This is a genomic window from Streptomyces fodineus (assembly GCF_001735805.1).
Taxonomy (GTDB): Bacteria; Actinomycetota; Actinomycetes; order Streptomycetales; family Streptomycetaceae; genus Streptomyces; species Streptomyces fodineus.
Map to the genome: position 1 here is coordinate 2,600,982 of NZ_CP017248.1, position 12,892 is coordinate 2,613,873.

The window sequence follows — 12,892 nt, forward strand, 5'->3', positions numbered from 1 at the left end:
CCGGTTCCCGGGTGACCCGGCCGCCTCCCGGATGCCGGTCGTCCCCGCAGTGACCCGTTCGGTCGACAGACCTGGCGGCGGGATGGTTCCCTGGCCCGCATGAGCAGCGTCCCCGTCACCACCTGGTCCCTGGAGCAGACCTCGCCGGCCGACCTTCTGCCCGCCGCCGCACCCGAGGGCGACGTCCGGATCGTCCGCGCCGAGGTCCCCTCCCCCGAGTTCAGCCGCTTCCTGTACGCCTCGGTCGGCGGCGACATCCACTGGACCGACCGGCTCGCCTGGACGTACGCCCGGTGGCAGGAGCATCTGGACCGGCCCGGCATGGAGACCTGGGTGGCCTACGACCGGGGCACCCCGGCCGGTTATGTGGAGCTGGAGCCGCAGGACGAGGGCGTGGTCGAGATCGTCTACTTCGGGCTGATCCCCGCCTTCCGCGGCCGGCGCATCGGCGGCCGTCTGCTGTCGTACGGTACGGCCCGCGCCTGGGACCTGGCCGAGCGGTGGCCGGAGCTGACACCGACGAAGCGGGTGTGGCTGCACACGTGCAGCAAGGACGGCGAGTTCGCCATGGACAACTACCAGCGGCGCGGCTTCAAGCTGTTCGACACCAAGGTCGAGCTGGAACCGGACGCGCCGACTCCGGGTCCGTGGCCCGGCGCATACCCCGTCTGACCTGCCAGGACAAGCCTCCGGGCAGCGCATGTGAGCGATGACACCCTTGTCCCACATTCCGAGACAAGGGTGTCCGCATGTTGGATAAAGCTGGACTGTGTCCAGATCGCCGTGACACGCTTCCGTCATGTCTGGAACTGGAATTGCCTTGGTGAGTCGGCGGCACGTCGACCTCGGCCGCATGTCCAGCGCCATCTGTCCCGCGAGCTGACCGCCCCAGCACCGCCGAGACTCCCCGTATCCGATTTCGCCTGCGCAAGGACGCGCACGCCTGTCCGCGTGCGCGCATACGCGCTGGTCAAGTGCCGATTACCACCGGTCCCGAAGGACGTAGAACCATGGCCGCCACTCCGCCGAACCCCGCCGCCTCCGCGCCCCGCCGCAAGGTGAGCCGTCACCGTGGTGAGGGTCAGTGGGCGGCGGGTCACTTCACCCCGCTGAACGGCAACGAGCAAGTCAAGAAGGACGATGACGGTCTCAATGTGCGGACACGCATTGAGACGATCTACTCCAAGCGTGGTTTCGACTCGATCGACCCCAGCGACCTGCGCGGGCGGATGCGCTGGTGGGGGCTGTACACCCAGCGCAAGCCCGGCATCGACGGCGGCAAGACCGCGGTGCTGGAGCCGGAGGAGCTGGACGACCGCTACTTCATGATGCGGGTACGTATCGACGGCGGCGCGCTGACCACCCGGCAGTTGCGGGTCATCGGTGAGATCTCCCAGGAGTTCGCGCGCGGCACCGCGGACATCACCGACCGGCAGAACGTGCAGTACCACTGGATCCGGATCGAGGACGTGCCCGAGATCTGGGAACGGCTGGAGGGCGTGGGCCTGTCCACCGTCACCGCCTGCGGTGACACCCCGCGTGTGATGATCGGCTCGCCGGTCGCCGGTATCGCCGAGGACGAGATCATCGACGCCACCCCCGCGCTGGAGGAGATGAAGCGCCGCGTCCTGAACAACAAGGCGTACTCGAACCTCCCCCGGAAGTTCAAGACGGCCATCTCGGGTTCGCCGCTGCTGGACGTCGTGCACGAGATCAACGACGTGGCGTTCGTCGGCGTACGGCACCCCGAGCACGGCCCGGGCTTCGACCTGTGGGTCGGCGGCGGCCTGTCCACCAACCCCAAGCTGGGTGTGCGGCTCGGCGCCTGGGTGCCGCTGGAGGAGGTCACGGACGTCTACGAGGGCGTCATCTCGATCTTCCGTGACTACGGTTACCGCCGGCTGCGCAACCGTGCCCGGCTGAAGTTCCTCGTCGCCGACTGGGGCGCGGAGAAGTTCCGTCAGGTGCTGGAGGACGAGTACCTGCAGCGCAAGCTGGTCGACGGACCGGCGCCGGAGCAGCCGGTGCAGCAGTGGCGCGACCACATCGGTGTGCACCGGCAGAAGGACGGCCGGTTCTACGTCGGTTTCGCCCCGCGGGTCGGCCGCGTCGACGGCGCCACGCTGACGAAGATCGCCGATCTCGCGGAGGCGCACGGCTCGGGCCGGGTGCGCACCACCGTCGAGCAGAAGATGATCGTCCTCGATGTCGAGCAGGACCAGGTCGACTCGCTGGTCGAGGGTCTGGAGGCGCTGGACCTCACCGCCCGGCCGTCCTCCTTCCGGCGCGGCACCATGGCCTGCACCGGCATCGAGTTCTGCAAGCTCGCCATCGTCGAGACCAAGCAGCGCGGTTCGACGCTGATCGACGAACTGGAGCGCCGCCTGCCGGACTTCGACGAGCCGATCACCATCAACCTCAACGGCTGCCCGAACGCCTGCGCCCGTATCCAGGTCGCGGACATCGGTCTCAAGGGCCAGCTGGTCCTGAACGACCAGGGCGAGCAGGTCGAGGGCTACCAGGTGCACCTCGGCGGCGCGCTGGGCCTGGAGGCCGGCTTCGGCCGCAAGGTGCGCGGCCTGAAGATCACCGCGGAGGAACTGCCCGACTACGTCGAACGGGTGTTGAAGCGGTTCCAGGCCGAGCGCACGGACGGCGAGCGGTTCGCCGCCTGGGCGGCACGCGCCTCCGAGGAGGCCCTGTCGTGAGCGAGCGCGCCGCGCCTTTCTACTGCCCCTACTGCGGCGACGAGGACCTGCGTCCGCACGAGCAGGGTCACGGCGCCTGGGAATGCGCGGCGTGCAACCGCGCATTCCAGCTGAAGTTCCTCGGACTGCTCGCCCGGGGCCTTCAGCGAGCCGACAACGGAGGGGACGACCGGATATGACGACGGCTCAGAAGGACAGCACGCCCGAGGAGTTGAAGGCACTCGCCGAGCAGGCGGGCCGCGATCTGGAGGACGCCTCCGCCCTGGAGATCCTCCAGTGGGCGGTCGACACCTTCGGCACGGCCTTCTGCGTCACCTCGTCCATGGAGGACGCCGTCGTCGCCCATCTCGCCTCGCGCGTGTTGAAGGGCGTGGACGTCGTATTCCTCGACACCGGCTACCACTTCCCGGAGACCATCGGCACCCGAGACGCCGTCGAGGCCGTGATGGACGTCAACGTCATCACCCTCACGCCGAAGCAGACGGTCGCCGAGCAGGACGCGCAGTACGGTCCGAAGCTGCACGACCGCGACCCCGACCTGTGCTGCGCACTGCGCAAGGTCAAGCCGCTGGAAGAGGGGCTGAAGGGCTACCGGGCGTGGGCGACCGGCCTGCGCCGCGACGAGTCCCCGACCCGGGCGAACACCCCGGTCGTCGGCTGGGACGAGAAGCGGCAGAAGGTCAAGATCTCCCCGATCGCCCGCTGGACGCAGGACGACGTGGACACCTACATCACCGAACACGGCGTGCTCACCAACCCGTTGCTGATGGACGGCTACGCATCCGTCGGCTGCGCCCCGTGCACCCGACGGGTCCTTCAGGGCGAGGACGCGCGCGCCGGCCGCTGGGCGGGCCGCGCCAAGACCGAGTGCGGACTGCACGGATGACGACGAAGACAGCCGCTCACACGGCGCCCGCAGCCCCGGCCGATACCGCTGCTGCGACTGAAGCGAACCATGCGACCCAGGAGAACGACGTGACCACCGGAGCCACCGTCTGGCTCACGGGTCTGCCGAGCGCCGGCAAGACCACCATCGCGTACGAGCTGGCCGGCCGGCTGCGTGCCGAGGGCCACCGTGTCGAGGTGCTCGACGGCGACGAGATCCGCGAGTTCATCTCGGCGGGCCTCGGCTTTTCCCGCGAGGACCGGCACACCAACGTGCAGCGCATCGGTTTCGTCGCCGAACTGCTCGCCCGCAACGGCGTCAAGGCGCTGGTGCCGGTGATCGCGCCGTACGCGGAGAGCCGGGAGGCGGTGCGGGGGCGGCACACGGAGAACGGGACGTCGTACCTGGAGGTCCATGTGGCGACCCCGGTCGAGGTGTGCAGCGTGCGCGATGTGAAGGGGCTGTACGCCAAGCAGGCCGCGGGCGAGCTGACCGGGCTGACCGGCGTCGACGATCCGTACGAGGAGCCCAAGACGCCGGATCTGCGGATCGAGTCGCAGCACCAGACGGTCAAGGAGTCGGCCGCAGCGGTGTACGCCCTGCTGAGCGAGAGGGGACTGGCATGACCACGGTCGCCACGGCGGCAGAGGGTACGGACAGCCCGTACGCCCTGTCGCACCTGGACGCGCTGGAGTCCGAGGGGGTGCACATCTTCCGCGAGGTGGCGGGCGAGTTCGAGAACCCGGTGATTCTCTTCTCCGGCGGCAAGGACTCGATCGTCATGCTGCACCTGGCGCTGAAGGCGTTCGCCCCTGCTGCCGTGCCGTTCTCGCTGCTGCATGTGGACACCGGGCACAACTTCCCGGAGGTGCTTGAGTACCGGGACCGTACGGTCGAGAAGCACGGGCTGCGCCTGCATGTGGCGTCCGTCCAGGACTACATCGACCGCGGTGTGCTCAAGGAGCGTGCCGACGGCACCCGTAACCCGCTGCAGACGCTGCCGTTGACGGAGAAGATCCAGAGCGAGAGGTTCGACGCGGTCTTCGGCGGCGGCCGACGGGACGAGGAGAAGGCCCGCGCCAAGGAGCGGGTGTTCTCGCTGCGTGACGAGTTCTCCCAGTGGGACCCGCGCCGCCAGCGGCCCGAGCTGTGGAACCTGTACAACGGCCGGCACGCGCCCGGCGAGCACGTGCGGGTGTTCCCGCTGTCCAACTGGACCGAGCTGGACGTGTGGCAGTACATCGCCCGCGAGGGCATCGAGCTGCCGCAGATCTACTTCGCGCACGAGCGCGAGGTGTTCGCCCGTAACGGCATGTGGCTGACGGCCGGCGAGTGGGGCGGTCCGAAGGACGGCGAGAGTGTCGAGAAGCGGCTCGTGCGTTACCGGACCGTCGGTGACATGTCCTGCACCGGCGCCGTCGACTCCGACGCGAGGACGCTGGACGCCGTGATCACCGAGATCGCCGCGTCCCGGCTCACCGAGCGGGGCGCGACCCGCGCCGACGACAAGCTGTCCGAGGCCGCGATGGAAGACCGCAAGCGCGAGGGGTACTTCTAGCCATGAGCACGACCACGACCGAGGCGCTCTCGGCCACCACGTTGCTGCGGTTCGCCACCGCCGGCTCCGTCGACGACGGCAAGTCCACGCTCGTCGGACGCCTCCTGCACGACTCCAAGTCGGTCCTCACCGACCAGCTGGAGGCCGTGGAGCGGGCCTCCGCGAGCCGCGGTCAGGAGGGCCCGGACCTCGCGCTGCTCACCGACGGCCTGCGCGCCGAGCGGGAGCAGGGCATCACCATCGACGTCGCCTACCGCTACTTCGCGACCCCGCGCCGCCGGTTCATCCTGGCCGACACCCCGGGCCATGTGCAGTACACCCGCAACATGGTCACCGGTGCCTCCACCGCCGAGCTGACGGTGATCCTGGTCGACGCCCGCAACGGCGTGGTCGAGCAGACCCGCCGGCACGCGGCGATCGCGGCCCTGCTGCGCGTCCCGCACGCCGTCCTCGCGGTCAACAAGATGGACCTCGTCGACTATGAGGAGTCCGTGTTCGCCGCGATCGCCGAGGAGTTCACGGCGTACGCGACCGAGCTGGGCGTGCCCGAGGTCACCGCGATCCCGATCTCGGCGCTCGCCGGTGACAACGTGGTGGACCCGTCCGCCAACATGGACTGGTACGGCGGCCCGACCGTCCTGGAACACCTGGAAACCGTCCCGGTCAGCCACGACCTGGCGCACTGCCACGCCCGGCTGCCCGTGCAGTACGTGATCCGGCCGCAGACCGCCGAGCACCCCGACTACCGGGGCTACGCGGGCCAGATCGCGGCCGGCACCTTCCGGGTCGGCGAGGAGGTCACCATCCTGCCGTCCGGCCGGACCACGAGGATCGCCGGCATCGACCTGCTGGGCCGGCCGGTCGACGTGGCCTGGACGACGCAGTCGGTGACGGTCCTGCTCGAAGACGACATCGACGTCTCGCGCGGCGACCTGATCGTGCCGACCAAGGACGCGCCGGCCACCACCCAGGACGTGGAGGCGACCGTCTGCCACGTCGCCGACGCCCCGCTGACCGTCGGCCACCGGGTACTGCTCAAGCACGGCACCCGCACGGTCAAGGCCATCGTGAAGGACATCCCCTCCCGCCTCACGCTGGACGACCTGTCCCTGCACCCGCACCCCGGACAGCTCGTCGCCAACGACATCGGCCGGGTGAAGATCCGTACCGCCGAGCCGCTGCCGGTCGACTCCTACGCCGACTCCCGCCGCACCGGCTCCTTCATCCTGATCGACCCCAGCGACGGCACCACGCTCACCGCCGGCATGGTCGGCGAGTCCTTCGCCGCCCCCGAGCCCGTCAAGGACGACCCCGACGGCGACGGCTGGGACTTCTGAGCATGAATCCGATCGACGTCTACGCGACGTTCGCCAAGGAGGGCGGCCGTATCGGCAGCGGCGCCCTCGGCAGCGGACAGGGCGGAGTGGCGCGATGTGTGCGTTGACGTACGCGCACTGCCTGCGCGCCCTCACCCCCCACCCGCCGTAGACCTGCCGACCTCCCGGCCACGACCTGAGAGACCGTGACCGCCGGGCCTCCGAGAGGAACACCTCCCGTGCCTGCAACAACCGCCTTCCGCCGCAGCCTTGCGGTGATAGCCGCGCTCCCTCTCCTCACCCTCGCCGCCTGCAGCTACGGCTCCCAGGCCAAGAACGACGACACCGCCAAGGTCGCCGCCGGCGCCAAGAAGATCGACGGACTCGACTCCGTGAAGATCGGCTACTTCGGCAACCTGACACACGCCACCGCGCTGGTCGGCAACGACAAGGGCTTCTTCCAGAAGGAGCTGGGCGCGACCCGGCCCACGTACCAGGTCTTCAACGCCGGCCCGTCCGAGATCGAGGCCGTCAACTCGGGTTCGATCGACATCGGCTGGATCGGCCCCTCCCCCGCGATCAACGGCTACACCAAGTCGGCCGGCAAGAACCTGCGCATCATCGGCGGTTCGGCCTCCGGCGGCGTGAAGCTGGTCGTGAACCCGAAGAAGATCAAGTCGCTGCAGGACGTCAAGGGCAAGAAGATCGCCACCCCCCAGTTGGGCAACACGCAGGACGTGGCGTTCCTCAACTGGATCGCCGAGCAGGGCTGGAAGGTCGACGCGCAGAGCGGCAAGGGCGATGTGTCGGTCGTGCGCACCGACAACAAGGTGACCCCGGACGCGTTCGCGTCCGGCTCCGTCGACGGTGCCTGGGTGCCGGAGCCGACCGCGTCGAAGCTGGTCGCCGAGGGCGGCAAGGTGCTGCTGGACGAGGCGTCGCTGTGGCCGGACAAGAAGTTCGTGATCACGAACATCATCGTGCGGCAGGCCTTCCTGAAGGAGCACCCCAAGGCGGTCGAGGCGGTGCTGAAGGCCTCGGTCGAGGCCAACAAGTGGATCAACGCCAACCCGGACGCGGCGAAGGCGGCGGCGAACAAGCAGCTGGCGGCGGACTCGGGCAAGGCACTGCCCGCCAAGGTCCTCGACCCGGCGTGGCAGTCGATCCGGTTCACCGACGACCCACTGGCCGCCACCCTCGGCACCGAGGCGCAGCACGCGGTCAAGGCCGGTCTGCTGGACAGCCCCAAGCTGGACGGCATCTATGACCTCACCCTGCTGAACAAGGTCCTCAAGGCCGAGGGCGAGCCCACCGTCGGCGACGCCGGTCTCGGCGTCAAGTAAGCCCGCAAGCCGATGAGTTCCCAGGAGGTGACGACCATGGCCACGACCTTCGCCAAGGCCGCCGAGGCCGTAGAGCACGCGGCACGCATCGAGCACGTGTCGAAGTCCTTCGCGAACCCCGGCGGGCAGCAGCTCGTCCTGGACGACATCAGCCTCGATGTCGCGCCGGGCGAGTTCGTCACCCTCCTGGGGGCCTCGGGCTGCGGCAAGTCGACCCTGCTGAACCTGGTGGCGGGGCTGGACCAGCCCTCCGCCGGCAGCATCACGACCAACGGGCGGCCGGCTCTGATGTTCCAGGAGCATGCCCTGTTCCCGTGGCTGACCGCGGGCAAGAACATCGAACTCGCCCTGAAGCTCCGGGGCGTTGCCAAGGACGAGCGGCGTGAGCGGGCCGAGCGGCTGCTCGAACTCGTCCGGCTGCAGGGCGCGTACGGCAAGCGGGTGCACGAGCTGTCCGGCGGTATGCGCCAGCGCGTGGCCATGGCCCGTGCGCTCGCGCAGGACAGCCAGCTGCTGCTGATGGACGAGCCGTTCGCCGCGCTGGACGCCATCACCCGCGACCTGCTGCACGACGAACTGACCCGGATCTGGGCGGAGACGGGAGTGTCGGTGCTGTTCGTCACGCACAACGTGCGCGAGGCGGTACGGCTCGCGCAGCGGGTCGTGCTGCTGTCGTCCCGGCCGGGCCGGGTGGCGCGCGAGTGGCAGGTGGACATCCCGCAGCCGCGGCGCATCGAGGACGCGCCCGTCGCCGAACTGTCCCTCGAGATCACCGATGTACTGCGTGGGGAGATCCGCCGCCATGGCCAGCACTGAGACGAAGACCGCCACGGACGCGGGCAGCGTCGAGGCGGGCCTGGACGCCCTGGAGACCTCCGTCACCACCCGGACCTCGTTCCGGCAGACCTTCACCGGCAAGATCCTGCCGCCGCTGGTCGCCACGGTGGTGGTGCTGCTGGCGTGGCAGGCACTGATCTCCTTCAAGATCGTCGACAATCCGGCGAAGCTGCCGTCGCCCGCCGATGTCGCCGGCGAGTTCAAGACGGCCTGGTTGCAGGGCACGCTGCTCGGCTACATCTGGACCTCCGTCTCGCGCGGTCTGCTGGGCTTCCTGTTCGCGCTGGCCATCGGCACCCCGCTGGGGCTGGTCGTGGCCCGGGTGAAGTTCGTGCGCGCGGCCATCGGTCCGGTGCTCTCCGGTCTGCAGTCGCTGCCGTCGGTGGCGTGGGTGCCGCCCGCGGTGATCTGGCTGGGCCTGGACAACTCGATGATGTACGCGGTGATCCTGCTCGGTGCGGTGCCGTCCATCGCCAACGGTCTGGTGTCCGGCATCGACCAGGTGCCGCCGCTGTTCCTGCGGGCCGGCCGCACGATGGGCGCGACCGGGCTGCGGGGTGCCTGGCACATCGTGCTGCCGGCGGCGCTGCCGGGCTATCTGGCCGGGCTCAAGCAGGGCTGGGCGTTCTCCTGGCGTTCGCTGATGGCCGCGGAGATCATCGCCTCCTCCCCCGACCTGGGCATCGGTCTGGGCGCGCTGCTGGAGAACGGCCGCAACGCCAGTTCCATGTCGATGGTGTTCGAGGCGATCCTGCTGATCCTGTTCGTCGGCATCGCCATCGACCTGCTGATCTTCAGCCCGCTGGAGCGGTGGGTGCTGCGCAGCCGCGGCCTGCTGGTGAAGGGCTGACATGCGCGCCCCGGTCCTTCTCGTCATCGCCCACGGCAGCCGCGATCCGCGGCACGCGGCGACCGTGCACGCCCTCGTGGAGCGGGTGCGGTCGCTGCGGCCGGGGCTGCGCGTGGAGACCGGCTTCCTCGACTTCAACGTCCCCTCCGTGCACGGGGTGTTGGAGTCACTCGCGGCCGAGGACGTGCGGGACGTCGTGGCCCTGCCGCTGCTGCTGACCCGCGCCTTCCACGCCAAGGCGGACATCCCCGCCGTGCTGCGGGAGGCGCCGGCGCGGCTGCGGATCCGGCAGGCGGACGTGCTCGGCCCGTCCCCGCTGCTGCTGTCCGCGCTGGAACGGCGGCTGTACGAGGCGGGGCTGAAGCCCGCCGACAAGTCCTCGACCGGGGTCGTGCTGGCCTCGGCGGGGTCCTCCGACCCGGAGGCGATCGCAGTGATCGCCGATATCGCGCGGGAGTGGTGGCACACCGGTTGGTGCGCCGTGCGGCCTGCTTTCGCCTCCGCATCCCTGCCCCGCACCGAGGAAGCGGTCGCCGAACTGCGCGCCCTCGGCTGTGAGCGGGTCGCCGTCGCGCCGTACGTTCTGGCCCCCGGTTTCCTGCCGGACCGCATCGCGCGGGGCGCGGCCGGGGCGGACGTACTGGCGGACGTGCTGGGTCCGGCGCCCGAGGTGGCCCGGGTGCTGCTGGAACGTTACGACGCGGCACGCCGGCCGGCGCTGACGGCCCTGCTGGGCGCCTGACCGCTCCGGCCCGCACCGCAGGGCGCTGCTCCGTCCGGCTTCCGGGACCGGTCCGGCCGGACGCCGGAGCACGATCCGAAGGAGGGACGCGGGAGACCGCGCCCGGTCGAACGGGAGCCGCCGCGATCCGGTACGGGACCGGATCCCGGCGGCGGGACTCCGGCCGGTTACAGCCCGAGCGCGTGCAACAGCTGCCGGGTGAAGGTGAGGCTGCCGGTGCCGGCGCCCGCCGCGATGGCGACGTTCTCCAGCGCGGTGCGGATCCGGCCCCGGTTGGGCGGCAGGCCGTCCTCGGCGGACAGTGCCAGCTCGGCCTCGATGGACTCGCCCTGTCCGACGAGCCCCGGGTACTCGGCCCGCAGTGCCTCGGTGAGCCTGGCGGCAACCGCCATGAGGGCCTCGAGGGTCGGTGTGCCGTCCCTGGTGTCGATGTGGCCGTAGGGGCCGTTGACGTTTCCGAAGTTGTAGGTGCTCATGTCCTGTCCTCGCTTGTGGTCCGAAGGAGCCTTCGTGCGTGGGGGGTTGGCTGCTGCTTCGGCGCGGGCGGCGGCCCGGATCCCCGGGGTCCCGGCCCGCCCATGGCGACCAGGCCCTGACTGCCGAAGATGCCGGGACCGCTGACGTTACCGATGTTGAGACGGGGAGAGCGGCGGTCGGTCCGTGCGCTACGGCGACGCTCGCGGCGGGAGCGTTCCGGCGCGCGGCGCGTCGGCCGGTCCGCTGTCGTCGACGGGCTGCCGGATCCCCTGCTCGCTCCGGCGTCGCTGCCGAGGAAGGGCCTGACTTCGTCGGCTTGGGGCAGATTGGGGGCGCATTCGAGCCCGGCCGTGGAGGCGCCAAGTGGGCCGAAAATCGCCACCCATTCGGGCGATCGGGGTCCGTTGACCAGGGCCCTGAGGGCGATGAGGAGCCGACGGGGTTCGGCCGCTTCGATGCGGCCGAACCGGCGGTCCAGGCCCGCGCGGCGGTGGGTGGCGGCCACGCGCGCGTGCCGGGCGAGGGCCATGGTGTGGCTGCCCGCGCCGGGACGCCCGGTCGCTCCGCCCCCGCGGTACTGCGGCAGGACCCCTGATGGTCCGCCCGAAACGCTCATCCGTCCCCCTCAGGCCGTCTGCGCGCTTCACCCTAGGGACGGCCGGGTGAGTTTGTCGCGAGGTTCGCCGAGCGGTTCCCTCAGGGGGTGGGCGCGTGGTAAAGGGGGCCGCCGGGTCCGGCGCTCCCCTGTGACGTCGGACCGCGGCGGCTCTTCGTTCTGCGTCGGTAGCGGCCCATGCGTCACACGATCGGAGAACTCGGTGCGCGCGAGGGGCGCTTATCGGCCACTGTGATTCGCGGTCAGTCGAAGCGGAGGGCGCCGGTGCGGGTGCGCTTGAGTTCGAAGAGGTCGGGGTGGCGGGCCAGCACCCGGAAGCTGTCGAAGAGTTCGGCCGCCTCGGCGCCCCGCGGAATCGCCCGCAGCACAGGTCCGAACCACACCGTGCCGTCGACGTGAATGGTCGGCGTGCCCACATAGCCACCCGATTCCTGCTCGGCGCCGGCCTCGTGGCTACGGCGTACCGCGTCGTCGTACGACGGGTCGTGAGCGGCGGCCGACAGCTCGGCGGGGAGCCCGAGTTCGGTCAGCGACTCGGCGATCACCTGGTCGAAGTCCTTGATCCCGTGTTCGTGGATCCGGGTGCCGAAGGCGGTGTACAGGTCGCGCAGCACCGTCTCGCCGTGGCGTTCGGCGGCGGCCACGGCGACCCGCACCGGGCCGATCGAGCGGTCCACCAAGTCCCGGTACCAGTCGGGGAGTTCGTTGCCCATGTTGTGCAGGTACAGGCTCATCGCCCGGAACCGGAGGTCGAGCGGGCGCAGGCGCTCGACCTCCAGCATCCAGCGGGAGGTGATCCAGGCGAAGGGGCAGGCCGGGTCGAAGAAGAAGTCGACCCGGGTCGGGCCGGACTCGGCGGCCGAGTCGGTAGCGGTAGCAGTGGCGGTGTCGGCGTCTCGATACGTCATGGCCGCGACGCTAGTCGGTCACTGGTTCAGTGTCCTGGCCCAATCCACTGTCGATTCATTGGGCCAATTCTCCGGCTCCTCCGGTTTCTGCCTGCCCCGGGTCCACGACCGCGATCTCCGTCCCGCGCAGGCGTTCCGGTTCCGCAACGACATCGATCCGGGTGATCCGGCCGTCCGCACCGAAGGCGAAGGCCAGGACCAGCCGCGGCCGCCCCTGTGACGCCATGACCAGGCCGAACTCCCCGTCCAGCCGGGCGAGTCCGGTGAACCGGGCGCGGGCCGCGGCCGCCATCGCGCCCTGGGCGACCGGCTCGGCGCCCCGTACCGTGATCGGTTCGGGCGTGGGGACGACCAGCGCGTCGGCGTGCAGCACCACGTCCGGGTCGAGCAGGGCGACCAGAGCCGTGAAGTCACCGCCGCGGGTGGCGGCCAGGAACGCCTCGACGGCCCGGCGCCGGCGTACGGCGTCGGCACCGGGCGCGGGCGGCCGGCCGCCCGCAGCCAGGCCTCCAGGCCTCCTGCAGGGCGTCGTCGGCCTCGGCGGCCGAGCCGAGCAGCCGGTGGGCCACGGCCGTGAGATGCGCCCGGTCAGCCTCGAACCGCGCCGCGAGCCGCCGCCCGGCGTCCTCCGTGAAGTCGTCCACTCCACCG

General features: G+C 70.5%; 15 protein-coding genes. 12 read left to right on the forward strand and 3 right to left on the reverse strand.

Features of this window, described 5'->3' with window-relative positions; genetic code table 11:
• Nucleotides 1-99: 99 nt before the first annotated feature.
• From BFF78_RS10520 to BFF78_RS10570, 12 genes are all read left to right on the forward strand, one after another.
• On the forward strand, nucleotides 100-672 hold the full coding sequence (locus BFF78_RS10520) for a GNAT family N-acetyltransferase (protein WP_069778058.1): 573 nt from the start codon (nucleotides 100-102) through the stop codon (nucleotides 670-672).
• Between the two features lie 127 nt (nucleotides 673-799).
• Nucleotides 800-883, forward strand: a complete 84-nt coding sequence (locus BFF78_RS49695; protein WP_309486338.1) for a putative leader peptide — start codon at nucleotides 800-802, stop codon at nucleotides 881-883.
• 127 nt (nucleotides 884-1,010) lie between these two features.
• Nucleotides 1,011-2,708: a nitrite/sulfite reductase gene (locus BFF78_RS10525; protein WP_069778059.1), complete on the forward strand. Its 1,698-nt coding sequence runs from the start codon at nucleotides 1,011-1,013 to the stop codon at nucleotides 2,706-2,708.
• A complete protein-coding gene (locus BFF78_RS10530) occupies nucleotides 2,705-2,887 on the forward strand; it encodes a hypothetical protein (RefSeq protein ID WP_069778060.1) in 183 nt (60 codons plus the stop codon). Before BFF78_RS10525 ends, BFF78_RS10530 begins: the two co-directional genes overlap by 4 nt.
• The gene (locus BFF78_RS10535; protein ID WP_069778061.1) at nucleotides 2,884-3,594 is read left to right on the forward strand and encodes a phosphoadenylyl-sulfate reductase; all 711 of its coding nucleotides are present in this window, start codon (nucleotides 2,884-2,886) and stop codon (nucleotides 3,592-3,594) included. Before BFF78_RS10530 ends, BFF78_RS10535 begins: the two co-directional genes overlap by 4 nt.
• An 89-nt stretch (nucleotides 3,595-3,683) precedes the next feature.
• Nucleotides 3,684-4,220 (forward strand): adenylyl-sulfate kinase, encoded by a 537-nt coding sequence (gene cysC, locus BFF78_RS10540; RefSeq protein WP_069778062.1) that lies wholly within the window; start codon nucleotides 3,684-3,686, stop codon nucleotides 4,218-4,220.
• Nucleotides 4,217-5,152, forward strand: a complete 936-nt coding sequence (gene cysD / locus BFF78_RS10545) for a sulfate adenylyltransferase subunit CysD (protein WP_069778063.1) — start codon at nucleotides 4,217-4,219, stop codon at nucleotides 5,150-5,152. Before cysC ends, cysD begins: the two co-directional genes overlap by 4 nt.
• A gap of 2 nt (nucleotides 5,153-5,154) precedes the next feature.
• Nucleotides 5,155-6,489 (forward strand): sulfate adenylyltransferase subunit 1, encoded by a 1,335-nt coding sequence (locus BFF78_RS10550; protein ID WP_069778064.1) that lies wholly within the window; start codon nucleotides 5,155-5,157, stop codon nucleotides 6,487-6,489.
• Nucleotides 6,490-6,707: 218 nt separating this feature from the next.
• The gene (locus BFF78_RS10555) at nucleotides 6,708-7,811 is read left to right on the forward strand and encodes an ABC transporter substrate-binding protein (RefSeq protein ID WP_069778065.1); all 1,104 of its coding nucleotides are present in this window, start codon (nucleotides 6,708-6,710) and stop codon (nucleotides 7,809-7,811) included.
• 12 nt (nucleotides 7,812-7,823) lie between these two features.
• Nucleotides 7,824-8,627 carry an ABC transporter ATP-binding protein gene (locus BFF78_RS10560; protein ID WP_165289357.1) on the forward strand — a complete coding sequence of 268 codons (804 nt, stop codon included), beginning with the start codon at nucleotides 7,824-7,826 and terminating at the stop codon, nucleotides 8,625-8,627.
• Nucleotides 8,614-9,498 (forward strand): ABC transporter permease, encoded by an 885-nt coding sequence (locus BFF78_RS10565; RefSeq protein WP_069778067.1) that lies wholly within the window; start codon nucleotides 8,614-8,616, stop codon nucleotides 9,496-9,498. The genes BFF78_RS10560 and BFF78_RS10565 overlap by 14 nt, the downstream gene beginning before the upstream one ends.
• A 1-nt stretch (nucleotide 9,499) precedes the next feature.
• On the forward strand, nucleotides 9,500-10,240 hold the full coding sequence (locus BFF78_RS10570; RefSeq protein ID WP_069778068.1) for a sirohydrochlorin chelatase: 741 nt from the start codon (nucleotides 9,500-9,502) through the stop codon (nucleotides 10,238-10,240).
• A gap of 167 nt (nucleotides 10,241-10,407) precedes the next feature.
• Here BFF78_RS10570 and BFF78_RS10575 read toward each other — a convergent pair whose 3' ends face one another.
• From BFF78_RS10575 to BFF78_RS43095, 3 genes are all read right to left on the reverse strand, one after another.
• The gene (locus BFF78_RS10575) at nucleotides 10,408-10,716 is read right to left on the reverse strand and encodes a hypothetical protein (protein ID WP_069778069.1); all 309 of its coding nucleotides are present in this window, start codon (nucleotides 10,714-10,716) and stop codon (nucleotides 10,408-10,410) included.
• A gap of 859 nt (nucleotides 10,717-11,575) precedes the next feature.
• Nucleotides 11,576-12,241: a mycothiol-dependent nitroreductase Rv2466c family protein gene (locus tag BFF78_RS10580; RefSeq protein ID WP_069778070.1), complete on the reverse strand. Its 666-nt coding sequence runs from the start codon at nucleotides 12,239-12,241 to the stop codon at nucleotides 11,576-11,578.
• A gap of 55 nt (nucleotides 12,242-12,296) precedes the next feature.
• Nucleotides 12,297-12,890 carry a sigma-70 family RNA polymerase sigma factor family protein gene (locus BFF78_RS43095; protein WP_227025804.1) on the reverse strand — a complete coding sequence of 198 codons (594 nt, stop codon included), beginning with the start codon at nucleotides 12,888-12,890 and terminating at the stop codon, nucleotides 12,297-12,299.
• Nucleotides 12,891-12,892: the final 2 nt, after the last annotated feature.

Excerpts from the sequence above, each read along its gene's own strand:
- BFF78_RS10520 (WP_069778058.1), top strand. The coding sequence starts at position 100 with ATGAGCAGCGTCCCCGTCACCACCTGGTCCCTGGAGCAGACCTCGCCG.
- BFF78_RS49695 (WP_309486338.1), top strand. The coding sequence starts at position 800 with ATGTCTGGAACTGGAATTGCCTTGGTGAGTCGGCGGCACGTCGACCTC.
- BFF78_RS10525 (WP_069778059.1), top strand. The coding sequence starts at position 1,011 with ATGGCCGCCACTCCGCCGAACCCCGCCGCCTCCGCGCCCCGCCGCAAG.
- BFF78_RS10535 (WP_069778061.1), top strand. The coding sequence starts at position 2,884 with ATGACGACGGCTCAGAAGGACAGCACGCCCGAGGAGTTGAAGGCACTC.
- cysD (WP_069778063.1), top strand. The coding sequence starts at position 4,217 with ATGACCACGGTCGCCACGGCGGCAGAGGGTACGGACAGCCCGTACGCC.
- BFF78_RS10550 (WP_069778064.1), top strand. The coding sequence starts at position 5,155 with ATGAGCACGACCACGACCGAGGCGCTCTCGGCCACCACGTTGCTGCGG.
- BFF78_RS10560 (WP_165289357.1), top strand. The coding sequence starts at position 7,824 with ATGAGTTCCCAGGAGGTGACGACCATGGCCACGACCTTCGCCAAGGCC.
- BFF78_RS10565 (WP_069778067.1), top strand. The coding sequence starts at position 8,614 with ATGGCCAGCACTGAGACGAAGACCGCCACGGACGCGGGCAGCGTCGAG.
- BFF78_RS10570 (WP_069778068.1), top strand. The coding sequence starts at position 9,500 with ATGCGCGCCCCGGTCCTTCTCGTCATCGCCCACGGCAGCCGCGATCCG.
- BFF78_RS10575 (WP_069778069.1), bottom strand. The coding sequence starts at position 10,716 with ATGAGCACCTACAACTTCGGAAACGTCAACGGCCCCTACGGCCACATC.
- BFF78_RS10580 (WP_069778070.1), bottom strand. The coding sequence starts at position 12,241 with ATGACGTATCGAGACGCCGACACCGCCACTGCTACCGCTACCGACTCG.